General features: G+C 59.7%; 10 protein-coding genes and 3 tRNA genes. 10 read left to right on the forward strand and 3 right to left on the reverse strand.

Annotation, left to right across the window (positions count from 1 at the left end; all coding sequences use genetic code 11):
- The first annotated feature begins 36 nt into the window (after positions 1-36).
- Entirely contained in the window at positions 37-1,554 is a 1,518-nt protein-coding gene (locus HMPREF0045_RS00680) for an alanine/glycine:cation symporter family protein (protein WP_005984542.1), read from the forward strand.
- A 167-nt stretch (positions 1,555-1,721) separates the two neighbouring features.
- On the forward strand, positions 1,722-2,510 hold the full coding sequence (locus tag HMPREF0045_RS00685; RefSeq protein ID WP_005984544.1) for a fumarylacetoacetate hydrolase family protein: 789 nt from the start codon (positions 1,722-1,724) through the stop codon (positions 2,508-2,510).
- 99 nt (positions 2,511-2,609) lie between these two features.
- On the opposite strand, the gene HMPREF0045_RS00690 is transcribed toward HMPREF0045_RS00685, so the two are convergent.
- Positions 2,610-3,785: a MalY/PatB family protein gene (locus HMPREF0045_RS00690; protein WP_005984546.1), complete on the reverse strand. Its 1,176-nt coding sequence runs from the start codon at positions 3,783-3,785 to the stop codon at positions 2,610-2,612.
- A gap of 61 nt (positions 3,786-3,846) precedes the next feature.
- Here HMPREF0045_RS00690 and gltX point away from each other — a divergent pair, with 61 nt between their 5' ends.
- From gltX to HMPREF0045_RS00730, 8 genes are all read left to right on the forward strand, one after another.
- Positions 3,847-5,421 carry a glutamate--tRNA ligase gene (gene gltX / locus HMPREF0045_RS00695; protein WP_005984548.1) on the forward strand — a complete coding sequence of 525 codons (1,575 nt, stop codon included), beginning with the start codon at positions 3,847-3,849 and terminating at the stop codon, positions 5,419-5,421.
- 123 nt (positions 5,422-5,544) lie between these two features.
- Positions 5,545-5,619 (forward strand) — tRNA-Gln (locus HMPREF0045_RS00700).
- A 29-nt stretch (positions 5,620-5,648) separates the two neighbouring features.
- Positions 5,649-5,721 (forward strand) — tRNA-Glu (locus HMPREF0045_RS00705).
- 48 nt (positions 5,722-5,769) lie between these two features.
- Positions 5,770-5,845, forward strand: a tRNA-Glu gene (locus HMPREF0045_RS00710).
- A 71-nt stretch (positions 5,846-5,916) separates the two neighbouring features.
- The gene (locus HMPREF0045_RS00715) at positions 5,917-7,611 is read left to right on the forward strand and encodes a ribonuclease J (protein ID WP_050807405.1); all 1,695 of its coding nucleotides are present in this window, start codon (positions 5,917-5,919) and stop codon (positions 7,609-7,611) included.
- A 15-nt stretch (positions 7,612-7,626) separates the two neighbouring features.
- Positions 7,627-11,058: a bifunctional lysylphosphatidylglycerol synthetase/lysine--tRNA ligase LysX gene (gene lysX / locus HMPREF0045_RS00720; protein WP_005984550.1), complete on the forward strand. Its 3,432-nt coding sequence runs from the start codon at positions 7,627-7,629 to the stop codon at positions 11,056-11,058.
- A gap of 79 nt (positions 11,059-11,137) precedes the next feature.
- On the forward strand, positions 11,138-12,103 hold the full coding sequence (locus HMPREF0045_RS00725) for a PfkB family carbohydrate kinase (RefSeq protein WP_005984551.1): 966 nt from the start codon (positions 11,138-11,140) through the stop codon (positions 12,101-12,103).
- Between the two features lie 105 nt (positions 12,104-12,208).
- Positions 12,209-14,998 (forward strand): DNA translocase FtsK, encoded by a 2,790-nt coding sequence (locus HMPREF0045_RS00730; RefSeq protein WP_005984552.1) that lies wholly within the window; start codon positions 12,209-12,211, stop codon positions 14,996-14,998.
- Between the two features lie 52 nt (positions 14,999-15,050).
- On the opposite strand, the gene HMPREF0045_RS00735 is transcribed toward HMPREF0045_RS00730, so the two are convergent.
- Positions 15,051-15,917, reverse strand: a complete 867-nt coding sequence (locus HMPREF0045_RS00735) for a HisA/HisF-related TIM barrel protein (RefSeq protein WP_005984553.1) — start codon at positions 15,915-15,917, stop codon at positions 15,051-15,053.
- Positions 15,918-15,919: 2 nt separating this feature from the next.
- Entirely contained in the window at positions 15,920-16,801 is an 882-nt protein-coding gene (gene trpA, locus HMPREF0045_RS00740) for a tryptophan synthase subunit alpha (protein WP_005984554.1), read from the reverse strand.
- Between the last annotated feature and the right edge of the window lies 1 nt (position 16,802).

Raw genomic sequence — 16,802 nt, forward strand, 5'->3', positions numbered from 1 at the left:
AGTAGCTAATTTTTATCTCTGCGAAAGGAAGTGCCAATGTTGGCCATCGCAAAAACCGATGATTGGTTGGCTAAGCCAACCGCTGCCCTAGGGGATTTTTCCACCTACTTCTACGGCTATTTCCTGGCCTTCTTGCTGGTTGGCGTGGGGCTGTACTTCACGGCGCGCATGTATGGCATCCAGTTCCGCCTCTTTAGGCACATGGTTGCTTCACTAACCAACTCGCGTGATGGGCAAGGTGGGGGTATCTCCTCCTTCCAGGCCTTCACCATTGGCCTGGCTTCACGTGTGGGTACCGGTAACATCATTGGGGTGGCGCTAGCCATCATCATGGGTGGTCCGGGCGCCGTGTTCTGGATGTGGGTAGTGGCCCTGGTGGGTATGGCTACCGCATTCGTGGAGGCCACCTTGGCGCAGATGTATAAGGTAGCTAACCCCGACGGTAGTTTCCGTGGTGGGCCGGCCTACTACATTACGCGCGGACTAAAAATGAAGCCGCTGGCTGTGGCTTTCGCAGCGGTAATTATTTTCGTATTCGGTTTCGCCTATGAGGCCACCCAGGCTAACGCCATTTCCGGCATTATGGAGCACACTTTTAACGTGCCCACCTGGGTTACCGGCGTGGGTCTGTTGGTGATCACTGCCCCCATCATTTTTGGTGGTATGCGTCAGGTAGCTAAGGTCTCTGAGTGGATCGCCCCGATTATGGCGCTGGGTTATGTATTGCTGGCCGCAATTATTTTGCTGCTAAACATCACCGCTATTCCCGGTGCGCTGCTACAAATCTTTAAGGGTGCTTTTGGGCTAGACCAGGCCCTGGCTGGTATGGCTGGTGGTTTTACCGCCGCCGCCCTAAACGGTATTAAGCGTGGTTTGTTCTCCAACGAGGCCGGTGAGGGCTCGGTGCCTAACGCTGCCGCTGCCGCCACCACCGCCCACCCGGTTAACCAGGGTTTCATCCAGTCCATGGGTGTATTTGTGGACACCTTGCTGGTGTGTACCGCCACCGCCCTGATTGTGCTGCTGTCTGGGGTTTACAACCCGGCCGCTGCCCGCACGGGTCAGTTCAGCGCCGGTACGCTCACTTCAATTTCGGTAACCTCACAGCTAGGTGGCTGGGCCCAGTACCTGATGGCCGCCATGATTTTCGTGTTCGCCTACTCCTCGCTGCTGGGTAACTACACCTACGCGGAAATCAACGACTCCTTCCTGCGCGGGGCCACCAAGAAGCTCAACCACACTTGGTTGCGGGTAATGATCCTGGTTGCCACCTATGTGGGTGCGGTAGCCTCCCTGGACTTCGTGTGGAACCTGGCCGACGTGGTTATGGGCATCATGGCCACCATCAACATCTTCGCTATCACCATCATGGGCCGCTGGGCCTTTGGGGCTTTGCGTGACTGGGAAAGCCAGTACGCCCAGCTCAAGGCCGGCGAGATTGATGAGATTCGGTTTGTCGCTAGCGACAACAAATTCTTGCCTGGCAAGCTCCCCGGCGACGTGTGGTCTAGCGAAAACGCTGGCGTACACGTAAATGATCGCGCTGAGGCTTAAGGCCTGCGTGATTGTGCTGGCGCTAAGCGGCTAAACGCACCCTTGGCCCTTTGTGGCATCTGATTGTGGTTCTAAGGGGCGTGGCTGCTTAGCGCTGGTTTAAATGTCGACGTCGGCTCTGGCTGGTTTTAGCCGTTAAGGGCCGACGTCGGCGTTAGACTGAAGCCATGATTTTGGCTCGCTTTACTAGCGGTGATGAACCCCGCTACGGCATTGTGCAGGGCTTGGATTACACCGAACGCTGCGATTTAGATTTCCCCGACACTGCGCGACTAGTGGTGCTCAAAGGTGACCCGCTATTTGGCGCCCCTGAGGCTACCGGTGAAGTTATCGCGCTAAACGAGGTGCGTCTGCTCTCGCCGGTTATTCCCCGCTCTAAAGTGGTGGGGCTAGGTTCCACCTACGACGGCGAAGCGGGCTCACTAACCGAGCCGCCTTTCGTTTTCCTCAAGCCCAACACCGCCGTGATCGGCACCGACACCCCAATTATTAAGCCCGACTGGTCACAGACTTTGGTGCATGAGGCAGAGCTGGCCATCATTATTAAAGACCTGTGTAAGGATGTGGATCCCGCCGACGCCGCCCACCACGTGCTGGGTTACACGGTAGCTAATGATGTGGCCGCCCCCAGCGACAATATTGTGCGCTCTAAGTCTTTTGACACCGCCTGCCCGCTAGGTCCGTGGATTTATGTTCCCGAAGCCGACGACGAATTCAACCCGGCTAACGCCCGCGTAACCCTACGCATTGACGGCGAAGTAGTGGGGGAGGGCAACACCGCCAACCTGAACGTCAGCATCGAAAATATTGTGGCCAGTGTCTCACGCATGTTTACGTTACTGCCTGGAGATGTGATCCTAACTGGCGCAGCTGCCTATGCAAAAGATGTTCCTGTCGGCGTGGGTGTTGCGGCGCAGATCGATGGACTGGGTAGAATCGCTAGCGTAGTGCGCTAAGCACGCTTAGCGCTCCTAAAAAATTTAGGGGCGCAAAAAATGTAGGCCGCCTAAGTTGCCCCTTAACTTAGGCGGCCTACCTCTATCCGGTAGCCGGTTTTAGTTCAACTTGTTCACTGCAGCAGTGATTTGCTCCACAGTTTGGCGCTCAATGGCGTGGCCAGTAGCCATGTTCAGGCGGGCAAAGTGCTCGTAGCCATGACCACAGTCAGCCCCGTCGGTCAGGGCCACGCCGGCGTTTTCGCGCAGCCAAGTGGTGGGTGAGCCCTTAACGCCGCACTCTAGCAGGCTAGAGCAATCCACCCAGCCCAAGTAGGTTCCCTGCGGAACATCCATGTGTAGCCCCACCTTGGCCAGCTCCTGGCTAACTAGCTGCGCATTTTCATGCACGTAGCTAGAAACTTCGCGCACCCAATACTGTGCCTGGGTGAAAGCCGCCGTAGCCGCACGCACACCCAAAGGACCAGCGTGGTGGGCGACGTCGTCGGCAATAGGACGCCAAGCCTGACGCACCTTGCCATCCAAAATCAGCTGCGCCGCACCCAAAGCCGGCACATTCCAGCCTTTAGAGGCCGAAGTGGCGGTCCAGGTCAGATCCGGATCAGCCGCCGCCCGCAGCGGGTAGGGGTGGTGCTTGGCCTCAGAGGAGAGCAGTAGGGGAGCGTGAATCTCGTCATTAAAGACGGGCACGCCATACTTAGCGGAAAGCTCCGCTACCTTATCTAACTCAGCCTCGGTAAGCACACGCCCCACCGGGTTCCAGGGGTTGCACAAAATAAACAGGCTGGCCCCACGCGACATAGCCGCTTCAATACCCTCAAAATCTAGCTGCCAGGTGCCCTCGGCATAAATGCTAGGCACCTGCACGGCCTGAAAACCGCAGGCCGGAATGGTTTTAAGGAAGGTCATATAGGCCGGGGTGGGCACAATAACCGGCTTAGATTTGTCGCAGAAATCAGTCAAAATCCGGCGCAGCGCCATGATCACGTCATGGACCACAAAAATCTTGTCCGGATCCAAATCCCAGCCATAGTTACGACGCGAATAGGCGGCCAAAGCCCGCTCGCATTCAGTCAGCAGGCCATCTGGCATGTAACCTAGCTCGCCTACATCAACGGCCTGCTTAATGGCCTCGGCCACTTCAGGGGCAATACCTAAATCCATTTCGGCCACCCAGGCACCAATCGTGCCGGGCCAGCGCGTCCATTTCAAAGAGCCGCGCTCACGCATTTGCTGCGCGGTTAACGAATCCCAAGCCTGTGTAATAGTGCTCATAAGCTAACTGTACGCCCCAACCTAAGTGGGGCAAGGCCGGCGGCGGTAGGCTTAAGACATTATGAGTGAGCTAACCCAGGCATCAGCCGCCCACGCCCTGCCCACCGGCAGTGATATTCGCGTACGTTTTTGTCCTTCTCCCACCGGTACCCCCCACGTCGGTATGGTGCGTACCTGTCTATTTAACTGGGCTTATGCCCGTCACGTAGGTGGCACCTTCGTTTTCCGTATCGAAGACACCGACGCCGCCCGTGACTCTGAAGAATCCTTTGACGCCATCCTAGACTCGCTGCGCTGGCTGCACCTGGACTGGGATGAGGGCGTTGGCAAGGGTGGCCCACACGAGCCCTACCGCCAGTCCCAGCGCATGGACCTGTACAAGCAGGTGGCCAAGGAGCTGCTAGAAGCCGGCTACCTATACGAGTCCTACTCCACCCCTGAAGAGGTTGAAGCCCGCCACCGCGCCAAGGGTGAAGACCCCAAACTGGGTTATGACGGCTTTGACCGCAACCTCAGCGCCGAGCAGATTGAGGCCTACCGCGCCCAAGGGCGCCAGCCGGTGCTACGCGTGCGTATGCCTGATGAAGACATCACCTTCACTGACCTGGTGCGCGGCGAGATCACCTTCAAGGCCGGCTCCGTGCCCGACTATGTAGTGGTGCGCGCCAACGGTGACCCGCTATACACCCTGGTGAACCCGGTTGACGACGCCGAAATGGGGATCACCCACGTGCTGCGCGGCGAGGACCTACTATCCTCCACCCCCCGCCAGATTGTGCTCTACCAGGCCCTAATCGCCATTGGCCGAGCCCAGTTCATCCCCGCCTTTGGGCACCTGCCCTACGTAATGGGTGAGGGCAACAAGAAGCTATCCAAGCGTGACCCTTCCTCTAACCTGCTGCTACACCGTCGAAACGGCATGATCCCTGAGGGTCTGCTCAACTACCTGGCTCTACTGGGTTGGTCGCTGAGCAAGGATGAGGACATCTTCACCCCCGAGCAGCTGGTGGCCGCCTTCGACATTCACGACGTCAACCCCAACCCGGCCCGTTTTGACCCCAAGAAGTGCGTGGCTATTAACGCCGAGCACGTGCGCCGCCTAGAAGGCGAGGACTTCCGCAACCGCCTGGTGCCTTACCTCTACGACCTCTACGCTCCGGCCGAGGAGGCTCACGCCCTGGTTAGCGCCCCCGAATTTGGCCAGCTAACCGCTCGTGAGCAGGAGATTTTAACTGCCGCCGCGCCGCTGATTCAGACCCGCGTGCAGCTTCTAGGGGAGGCTCGCGGCATGTTGGGCTTCTTCTTTACCGACGCCGCCGCCTTGGACTACGACGAAAAGTCTTTCGCCAAGCTGGTAAAGAACCCTGAGACCGTAGCCGCCAACCAGCAGGTATTGCAGGCCGCCGACCAGGCGCTGCGTTCCCTAGAGCAGTGGAACCACGACGCCCTACAGCAGGCGCTGCGTCAGGCTCTAGTTGAAGGCCTGGGCCTCAAGCCGCGCGTGGCCTTTGGGGCGCTGCGCGTAGCCGTGACTGGCCGTCAGGTTTCCCCGCCGCTATTTGAGTCCATGGAAATCCTGGGTAAGGAGCTAACCATGGCCCGAATCGAAGCACTTTTGGCTGCAATTTCAAAGTAAAACCCAAATGTGCCCAGGGTCACGCTAAAAAAATTTGGCAAGCGGGGCAAAGATCCGATAGATTCTTACCCGTTGCGCCGCCGGGGCGAGCCCAAAAAGCTTGCAGCCGCAGCGTGATCCCCTTGGGGTATGGTGTAATTGGCAACACAGCTGATTCTGGTTCAGCCATTCTAGGTTCGAGTCCTGGTACCCCAGCCACTTACTGGTTAAACCAAAAAGTGAATAAGGCCCCCATCGTCTAGCGGCCTAGGACATCGCCCTCTCACGGCGGTAACACCGGTTCAAATCCGGTTGGGGGTACGGATACGCTCCATAAGGGCGTAGACACTGTTCCGCAAGGAACAAAAGGCCCCCATCGTCTAGCGGCCTAGGACATCGCCCTCTCACGGCGGTAACACCGGTTCAAATCCGGTTGGGGGTACCACGAGCCCGGGTTCTGCCCGGGTTTTTTTGTAGTTAAGCGGCATCTACTAACGCCGGTTCCTGAAGTTTAGGATGGTTTACGTGACCACTTTTGAAACGCTAAAGCCCCCCGCACCCGCTAACCCCGCCGCCCTACGCGTTTACCCCCTAGGTGGTCTAGGGGAGGTTGGCCGTAACATGACTGTCTTTGAAACCCAAGGACAGCTTTTAATCGTTGACTGCGGCGTACTCTTTCCTGAAGAAGACCAGCCCGGCGTGGACCTAATCCTGCCTGACTTTGGCCCCATCGCCGACCGTCTCGACGACGTCCAGGCCCTAGTGCTCACCCACGGTCACGAAGACCACATCGGGGCCGTACCCTACCTACTAAAGCTACGCCCCGACATTGAACTAATCGGCAGCGAGCTAACCCTAGCTTTCGTAGAAGCCAAGCTAAAAGAATTTCGTATCAACCCCAAGCTGCGCGTAGTAACCGAACACGAGCGCGTCCGCTACGGCGCCTTCGACATGGAATTTGTGGCCGTAAACCACTCCATCCCCGACGCCATGGCCGCCTTCATCCGCACCAAAGCCGGCACCGCCCTAATCACCGGCGACTTCAAAATGGACTCCCTACCCATCGACGGGCGCATCACCGACCTACGCTCCTTCGCCCGCTTTGGCGAAGAAGGCGTAGACCTATTCTGTGTAGACTCCACCAACGCAGAAGTGCCCGGCATGGTGGCTCACGAACGCGAAATCGGTCCGGTACTAAACCGCGTCTTTGACGAATCCCAAGGCCAAATCGTGGTGGCCTCCTTCTCCTCCCACGTTCACCGCGTCCAGCAGGTACTTGACGCCGCCGCCTCACACGACCGTAAAGTCGCCTTCATTGGCCGCTCCATGGTGCGCAACATGAAAATCGCCGCCGAACTGGGCTATCTGGACGTGCCCGAAGGCGTAATCGTAGACCAGCGCGAAATCAACAACTACCTACCCAGCCAGCGCGTACTCATGGCCACCGGCTCCCAAGGTGAACCAATGGCCGCCCTTAGCCGCATGGCCCACCGTGAACACCGCTGGATCACCCTAGACCCCGAAGACACGGTTATCTTCGCCTCCTCACTAATCCCCGGCAACGAAAACTCTGTTTTCCGTGTAATCAACCAGATCATGCGCCTAGGCGCACGCGTAGTACACCAGGCCAACGCCCGCGTACACGTCTCTGGCCACGCCTCCAGCGAAGAACTGCTGCACGTATACAACATCGTCCAGCCCCGCAACGTAATGCCTATCCACGGCGAAATCCGCCACATCGTGGCCAACGGTGCGCTCGCGGTAAAGACCGGGGTACCAGCCGACAACGTAATGCTGTGCGAGGACGGCGACGTCGTCGACCTCTATGAAGGAAAAGCCCAGGTAGTGGGCTCCTACCCGTGCGACTACGTGTACGTAGATGGCTCCAGTGTGGGCGAAATTGACGAAGACGAGCTAGCCGGGCGCCGCGTACTGGCTGAAGAAGGCTTTGTCTCAGTTTTTGCGGTCGTAGAGACCACAACCGGTACTATTCTGGCTGGACCACACATTCAGGCCCGAGGCGTAGCGGAAGACGACTCTGTATTTGACGAAGTTCTTCCTGACGTCACCGACGCGCTAGGTGACGCCCTCGACCGTGGCGTTAGCGACACCCACGCTCTACAGCAGGCTATGCGCCGTGCTTTAGGACGTTGGGTAGCTCGTAAGCTGCGTCGTCGTCCTATGATCGTGCCTGTAGTAATTAAAGCTTAAATAGGAAATTCACTAGTGACTGAACCCAAGAGCACCACTGTCCCGGCTAAGCTGATATCTCCGCTGCGACGTAGGGTAGGCGCAGATACCCGCAGATGGATCGACTCTATGCCGACCATCATGGCGCGGCTGTTGCAGATAGCTGCGGTGCTATCGCTACTTGGGGGACTGGGGCTCAGGCGCTGGAATCTATACAAGCTGGTTGTTGAGCCTTTCTACTTTATTGGTATCCCGGTGGGTGCCTCCTTCCTGGGGGCGGTGCTGCTACTGATTTGGGCGGGGGCAGCTAGTAGGCGCAAACGCTTGGCGCTTAACCTGGCCCTGACCTTGCAGTTCCTGTTTTTAACAGTGGGCTCGCTGACGCTGGTATACCAGCAGTTCCCAGATGACCTGGAAGAGCGCACCCATGTGACTGTCGCCCAGCAGGGTCCAGACTGGCTCATGCTGGCCTGGGTACTGGTGTGTATCCCGGTTATCGCGATTTTGTTGGCTTCGCGCCCAGCTTTCCCTGGGCGCATTGTGCGCGGCTCATGGTGGCGGGCGCTGCTGACCCTGGTGCTTGGTATGGCCGCCGTGATTGCCCTGGGAACGCTCCTGGTGGTGCCCGCACACAGTCCGGATGGTAACGAGTGGGCCATTCGTCACCGTATGCGCTGGGTAGCTTGGCGCACCCTGGGCCCTGAACTTGGGGGCATTGGGGGTGTGCCTGCCTACCAGGGGCCAATGTGGCTGGGTACTTTGCTTTACCTGCTGGCCGCTTTGGTGGTGCTAATTAGCTTGACCGTGTTCTTGCGTTCAGCTAAGCGCACCCCGCGCGCCGGCGATGACCTGCGCGTGCGCGGTCTGCTGCTGGATTGGGAGGAAGACTCCCTGGGTTACTTCGCTACCCGCCGTGACCGCCTGGCCGTATTTTCTCCCGACGGTAAGGCTGCAGTTTCCTTTGGCCTATCTACCGGTGTGGCCATGGCCGCCGGTGATCCGCTAGGTGACCCGGCCAGTTGGGATGACGCCATTAGTGCCTGGCTGGATGAATGCGGCGACTACGGCTGGGTGCCGGCAGTTATCTCCGCCGGTGAAAAAGGCGCGCGCGCCTATAAAAACTTTGGTTTCACCGTGCGCCGCATGGGGGATGAGTCCATTATTGAGGCCGCCAGCTTCTCGCTGCGGGGCCTGCCGCAGGTGGCTAAAGCGGTGCGCCGCGTGCGTGCCAGTGGTGCCCGCGTGGAAATTAGGCGCCTAGGTGACATTCCTCATGAGGAGCGCCGTCAGCTGCGCGATTTGGCTAATGCTTGGCGTAACGGGGAAGAGCGCGGCTTCTCTATGGCACTAGATCGCACTCTCGACGACGTCGACGAGCGTGAGCTGGTGGTTACGGTCCATGACCAAGACGACAAGACCGTGGCGCTACTGGCGTTTTGCCCCTGGGGTAAGCGCGGGGTGTCCCTGGATGTGATGCGCCGCAGCCCCAAGGCCCCCAATGGGGTAAATGAAGCCATGGTGGCGGCCCTGCTAACCGACGGCGAACGTTACGGGGTGGACCGGGTTTCGCTGAACTTCGCTATGTTCCGTTCCGTGTTTGTAGACGGCATGGCGGTGGACGCCTCCTGGGCCGCTAAAACTATGGCTCGGATCATGCGCTTTGCCTCGCACTTTTGGCAGCTGGAGCAGCTGTATGAATCCAACGCCAAATACAACCCCAGCTGGTACCCGCGTTACATGTGTTACGCCGACGGCACCCAAGCCGCCCGCGTACTGCTGGCAGCTGGCCGCCTAGAGGGTTTCATCCCTAACTTTGAGCGTTTTGGCCGCGCCCACGTAGATAACAGCGCCATTATGGGCAGCGAATATGCGGCTTTGGTGGCCCAGCAGGTTGAACGCCACATTCAAGCGCAAATCCCCACCCGGCGTCTGTCGGCTGAAGAGCGTGAACGCGCGGTGGCCCTAGAGCGCACCCTGGACGCCAAAATTGACCCCTATCCCACCGGGGTTAAACACGGTATGCCCCCGGCCCACGCCCTGGTGCAGCCGGTGTTCCGCCAGTTGGCGGCGGGTGAAGAATCCATTGTGCAGCTGCGCGTTGAGGGCCGCGTGGGCCTAGAGCGCGACCATGGTGGGCTTATCTTCGTTGACCTGGTAGAGGGCTACAAGCACATCCAGCTACTCTTTGACGCCTCAGAAAATGGCGCCCATCTGGAAATGTGGCGTTCACTGATTAACCGTGGCGACATTGTGGTGGTTTCCGGCTTGGCTATGCGCACGCGCACCGGGGAACCCTCAATCCTGGTGCAGGGCTGGCAGCTGCTGGCTAAAGCCCTAACTGCCTTGCCGCGCGCCCGGCGCGGTGGGCACGGCAAGATCACCATCCCGCTGGGGGCTAACGCCACCCGTACCCAGCAGCTACTGGCTGACGCTAATGCCATTGAGCTGATTGCACAGCGCTCAGCCATTGTTACTTCCATCCGCCACACCCTGGGCGAGCAGGGCTATGTGGAGGTAGAAACCCCAATCTTGCAGCCGGTGCATGGCGGGGCTAACGCCCGCCCGTTCATCACCCGCATGAACGCCTACTCCACTGATGTTTATCTGCGTATCGCCCCGGAGTTGTTCCTCAAGCGTCTGGCTGTGGCCGGCATGGGGGCCATCTTCGAAATTGGCCGCTCTTTCCGTAACGAGGGCGTGGACGCCACCCACAACCCTGAGTTCACCTCACTTGAGGCTTATGTGGCCCACGGCGACTACAACACCATGCGCCTGCTAACCCAGCGTATTTTCCAGGAAGCTGCCATTAAGGTACACGGCGCCCCAGTGGTGCTGCGTGCGGTGGGCACACCCGGAACTGAAGGGTTACCGGTGCATTCAACCCGCTCGGGGGTTGATTATGTGGCCGTGGATATTTCCGGTGACTGGCCGGTGGTGAGTGTGCATGAAGCTATTTCCAAGGCCCTGGGCCAGGAAGTAACCGTGGACACCCCGCTAGAACGTTTGCTGGAACTAGCTGAAGCCAACGACATTGAGGTGCCGGTGGCAGCTGGCAGCGGTGACGTGATTGGCGCTCTCTACGATGAGCTAGTTGAGGCCACCACCACCAAGCCCACTTTCTACATTGATTTCCCAGTGGAAACCAGCCCGCTAACCCGCCAAAACCGCCACGATCCGCGCCTAGCTGAGCGCTGGGACCTGGTGGCTTGGGGCATGGAGCTGGGCACGGCCTACACTGAGCTAACTGACCCCGGTGAGCAGCGTAAGCGTTTCACCGCCCAATCTTTGCGCGCCGCCGCCGGTGACCCGGAAGCGATGAGTTTAGATGAAGACTTCCTACGCACCTTGGAATTGGGTCTTGTTCCCACCGGTGGTTTGGGCCTGGGAGTCGATCGTGCAGTGATGTTGATCACCGGCGCGACTTCTATCCGCGATGTTATCGCCTTCCCCTACGCTCGCCCACGCTAAAAGCTGTCAAGCCCCTAAAATCGTGAGGTTTAGGGTTTTACAATCAATTTGCCCCTGCCCTAAGTGTTGAAGAGAGACTATGAGCCAAACCGCACTTCCCCAGCGCCCTAACTGCCTGGTATCTACCGGATCAATTCTGATTGACCTACCTTTGAAAGTTGCTCGCTTTCCCAAGGCCGGTAGTGCGGTTACTGCACTCTCAAATGGCACCAAGGTGGGTGGTGGCTACACCATCGCCCGCGCTACTGCCAGCCAGCAGGTTCCCGTGGCCCTGGCTTCAACCCTGGGTACCGGCCCCAACTCTGCACTAGTGCGTGCCTCCATGCTGCGCGACGGCGTCGAGAATGTAGTTCAGGAGCTGGTAGGTGACATCGGCACCTGCACCACCCTGATCGAACCCGGAGGCCAACGCACCTTCATCACCACTGAAGGGGTTGAAAGCGAGCCCCAGCTTGAGGATCTAGAAAATCTTAAGCTGGTGCCGGGAGATTACGTACACGCCGCCGGCTATGACTTGGTTCACCAGCGTACACGTGAAGGTATAAGTCAGTGGCTCTCTACCCTGCCTGCCGGGGTGCAGCTGGTGGTGGATTTTGGGCCGGCAGTGGTAGATATTTTGGACCGGATTTTGTTAAAAATAATGGCCCGCGCCGACATTATTACCGGCAACCGCCGAGAAATTGACCAGCTGCGCGCCCGCCTGGGGGGAGTGGAGCTAATGTACCGGGCCGCCCCTAACGCAATGTTTGTGCGCCGCATCGGCAGCGCTGGCTGTGAACTGCTGCTACCCGATCACGGCCAACCCACGCTGGTGAGCGGTTACCCCATGTCTGTTACAGATACCACTGGCGCCGGCGACACCCACACCGGGGTACTAATTGCCAGCCTGTTAAAGGGCTACTCGGTACTGCAAAGCGCCCGCCGCGCCAATGCGGCTGCCGCCCTAATGATCAGCCAACGCGAAGATAACCACGCCCCTAGCGCAGAAGATATTGACCAATTACTGCGTGAAGCAGGGGACACTGAATCTTTAGCGGCTATTTAAAAAAATCTAGTTTTTAATACTGGGGTGTGTGTTTTACCCCTTGCATTTAGCTTTCGGCGTGCCTGTAAGCACGCCTGAGCTTGCGTCTATTAACGTCTAACTATCATGGCTAAGCGAAACTCTCCCTCTGCTGCTACCCCTGCCGCTTCGCGTTCACGGGGCGGTGCGTCGCGTCAAAATGCGCCCAGTGACGCTTCGCCTTACCGCCGCCTAGGCGGGGGATTTGCGCTGATTGCGCTAGGTGCCCTGCTTACTTTGCGTGAATGGCTGGGGATTTCTGGCAGCGCCGGCTCCCTACTACACCACCTGGTGGCTTTCCCCTTTGGGGCACTGTCTCTACTGGCAGCTCCCATGGTGATTTGGGGCGGGATCATGCTTATACGCGGCAAACCGCTGAGCCCAACCACCAGCCGTATTGCTTTAGCCGCGTTAGCTATCGCTTTTGCTATTGGCGCCCTGATCCAGATTTTTAACGGCAACCAGCCCTTTGACATCAACACCCTGGAACAAACCGGGGGAGTGTTCGGCTGGCTACTGGGCTACCCGCTAGCTAAATTATTTTCTGCCGTAGGCGCGGTAGTGGTGTTGCTGCTGCTGGTGGCCTTCTGCCTGCTGGTGGCCTCAGGGCGCACCGCTTTTGACGTGTGGGAGATGGTGCGTGGCCAGGGCTTAGACGGTGGCTCTGGCGCCCCTCACGACGACGTCGCCAGCCGGGCCCTGGAGCGGATGCGTTCCGTTTTTGGTCGCGACAACGCCCAAGACCCCCAGCAAACCGCCGTCATGGACACCTACGACGCCGATGAGGCCTTCCGCAGTGCCATTGACAGGGAAGACCTACAAAACACGGCGGTTATCGACCCCCTAGACGAACCCAAAGCCCCACGCCGCCCCAGCGTGGCGGCCAAGGCCCGCCAAAGCCGCCCCGGGCGCCGTCGCAGTCAAGAACCAGACGTAACCAGCCCACGCGACATTGACGCCCCCTCTGAAGACGCCCCCACCCAGGCCACTGTGCCCATGAACACCGCCCAAACCGCTGAACTGGGCGATCTGGGACTGTACTCGCAGGCGGCGCGGCAAACCTCGGCGGCCACCGCCCCCACCGCAGCCACCGCACCGGTAGTTTCCACCGCCGCCAGCGTGGGTAGTGAACCCGAATTCTCCATGCAGCTACCCGACGGGGGCACCTACCACCTACCCGACATGAGCGACCTGGTGGCCGGGCGCGAACACGCCACACGTACCCCCGCCAACGACGCGGTAGTCCAAGCCCTGCAAGACGTATTCACCGAATTCAACGTGGACGCCAAGGTAACCGGCTACACGCGTGGCCCGCAGGTAACCCGCTACGAGATTCACCGTGGTCACGGCGTTAATGTTTCACGTATCACGGGACTAGAAAAAAACATTGCCTACGCGGTGGCCAGCGACGAAATCCGGGTGCTCACCCCCATCCCCGGCAAGAGCGCCATCGGTATTGAAATCCCCAACGCAGACCGCGAAATGGTGACTCTGGGCGACGTGCTACGCAGCTCGGTGGCCCAAAACTCCACCCACCCGCTAACCGTGGGCCTGGGTAAAGACGTTGAGGGTAACTATGTGGTCACCAACCTGGCTAAAACCCCGCACATGCTGGTAGCTGGGCAAACCGGTTCAGGTAAATCATCGTTTGTTAACTCCATGATCACCTCCATCATGATGCGTGCCACCCCCGAGGAAGTGCGCATGGTGCTGGTTGACCCCAAACGTGTGGAGTTAACCATTTATGAAGGCATTCCCCACCTGATCACCCCCATTATCACCAGCCCCAAGAAGGCTGCTGAAGCCCTGGAATGGGTGGTTAAGGAAATGGACGCGCGTTACGACGACCTGGCCTCCTTTGGGTATAAGCACATTGATGACTTCAACCGGGCAGTGCGCGCCGGCGAGGTGCAGGCCCCTCCCGGCTCCCAGCGTCAGATCGCGCCCTACCCCTACCTGCTAGTGGTGGTAGATGAGTTGGCTGACTTGATGATGACCGCGCCTAAAGACGTGGAAGCCTCAATTCAGCGCATCACCCAGCTGGCGCGTGCGGCCGGTATTCACCTGGTGCTGGCCACCCAGCGTCCAGTGGCGCAGGTAGTTACCGGTTTGATCAAGTCCAACGTGCCCTCGCGTCTGGCTTTCGCCACCGCCTCACAGCTGGACTCGCGCGTAATTTTGGACCAAAACGGGGCCGAGTCGCTCACCGGCCAAGGCGACGCCCTCTACCTGGGCCCGGGCGCCTCCTCACCGATCCGTGTGCAGGGCAGCTGGGTTACTGAGAAGGAAATCCGCACCGTAGTTGAGCATGTTAAGGACCAGCTCCAGCCCAGCTACCGCGAGGATGTGATTGTCCCCGAAACTAAGAAACGCATTGAGGAAGAAATCGGCGACGACATGGACCTGCTGTTGCAGGCCGCCGAGCTGATTATCACCAGCCAGTTTGGCTCCACCTCAATGCTGCAACGCAAGCTGCGGGTAGGTTTCGCTAAGGCCGGGCGCCTAATGGACCTGCTCGAATCGCGTGAAGTGGTGGGCCCCTCCACCGGCTCTAAAGCCCGCGAGGTGCTGGTGCCACCCGAGCGCCTGGAGGAAACCCTGGCTTGGATTAAGGGGGAAGGTGACGCCCCCAGCGACGACGACGCCCCCGCCCCGGGTAGTCCCGAGGATCGCGGGGATGGGTTTGCGGCCGCCGGTGCGGTTAGCGCTGCCAGCGTCAGCTCCTATGGGGCTACCGGGGCGTTTGCACCCAACCGTTACGCCACAGACCCGGTAGGTAGCTCCGACCTGCCTGAGAGTGAATCTTGGGATGACGACTCAGACTCTGAAGACTCTGAGGACGCCTGGAGCCTAACCAATCGCGGCCCCTCCTGGTAAGCGCGCGGCAAGGGCTAAGTGCTGGGCGGTAACGCCTGAAGCGCCGGGTGCTTTAGGGGCGCAGCGCGGCCTTGAGGTCGATCTGCCCGGTGTAAAGGGCTTTACCTAGGATCACCCCGCACAAATTGGGGTGGCTGGCAGCCAAATCCTGTAAGGCAGCAATATCACCCGCGCAGCTGACCCCACCTGAGGCGATAACCTGCGCACTAGTGGCGCCGCTAAGCGCCCCCAGCAGCGGCAGGTTGGGCCCCGATAGGGCGCCGTCGCGCACCCGGTCAGTAACCACATATGCACCAGTGCCGGCCTCATTAAGCGCCGCCAAAATTGGCTCTAGCGGCCCCACCGGCCCGCCCTGGCCGCGCGGATGCACCACATAGGTGGCCAAATCTGCGCTGGGCTGGGTGGCAGGCTGAGCCGCGCCCCGCTGGGCGCCTGCCAACTGGGCCGCGCCTGGCGTTGCTGGGTCGGCGGGAGCTGCTGGGTTGGGCGCGGCGCTCGCGGCTGACACGTCCAGGCATACGTTGAGGTGCCTACCAAAGCGGCCCACTAAGGCCGTGGTGGCAGCTAAATCTTTAAGCGCTCCGGCCCCCAGATTTACCCGCTTGGCGCCGGCGGCTAAAGCCCGCTCCACGTCGTCGGCGCTACTGACGCCCCCGGACCACTGCACGCTTACGCCCGGGTGCAGCCGCGCCAAATCGGCGATAACCTGTGCCAAAAGCGCTGCGTTAGAGCCGCGCCCAAAGGCCGCGTCCAAGTCAACCAGGTGAATCCAGTCGGCGCCCGCCTCCACCCAGCGCAGGCAAGCGTCCAGGGCAGAGATGCCCGCGCCGGCGTCGCCCCCAGCGCTAGTGCGGTGGGTGACGGCTAGGCCATTGGCGACGTCGACAGCAGGCAGCAGCCTAAGCGGACCTACAGCCACGGCTAGGCCTTGGTGGTGGCCGCGCACATGGAGGTGAAAAACTCACGCAGCTGAGCGCACAGCTCATCTAGGGGCTGGTTAACTCCCGGGGCGGTGGCCTGCAAAGCCGGGGTACCTGAGCGCTCCTGGGCGGCCACAATCTCCTCAGTGCGGGCAGCAATCATGCGCACAATCGCCGAGCCAGTAATGGCCCCATCGGCGCCGGCCACAATCGCGGCGCGCACATGCTTGGGCTTGGAAATACCAAAACCTAGCAGCACCGGGGTGGAGTTGTGCTCGCGCAAGGTGGGCACAGCATTATTGAGCCCCTGAGTTTGGGCCTCATTTTCCACGCCGGTAACCCCCACGCGCGAAACGGCGTAAACATAGCCGCGTGCAGCCTCAGCTACCTGCGCCAAAGTCTCCTCACTGGCTGAAGGCGGGGCAATGTAGACACTGTCAACGCCCACGGCCCTAGAGGCGGCAGAGAAAGGACGGCCCTCACGGATGGGCACATCCGGGATCAGTACCGAATCAACCCCGGCGCTGGCGCAGCGCTCATAGAAGGCCTCCAAGCCCATAGCGATTGGGATGTTGCTGTAAATCAGCAGGCCCATGGGTACCTGCGGGTGCTTGGCGCGCAGGCGGCCAATTAGGTCAAAACAGTCGGCAATGTTGATCCCACGGGCAAACACGCGCAGGTGGGCTTCCTGGATGGCTACGCCGTCGGCAACCGGGTCAGAGAAAGGCAAACCTAGCTCTAAAGCGTCGGCGCCGGCAGCAATCAACTCGTCAATAATGCGTTCGCTGGCCTCCAAAGTGGGGTCGCCCAGCATCACGAAGGGCACCATGGCGCCCCGTTTTTGCTGCTCGCAGGTGGCAAACATGCTTTCGTAACGGCTCATT

It is taken from the genome of Actinomyces graevenitzii C83 (genome assembly GCF_000239695.1).
Taxonomy (GTDB): Bacteria; Actinomycetota; Actinomycetes; order Actinomycetales; family Actinomycetaceae; genus Actinomyces; species Actinomyces graevenitzii.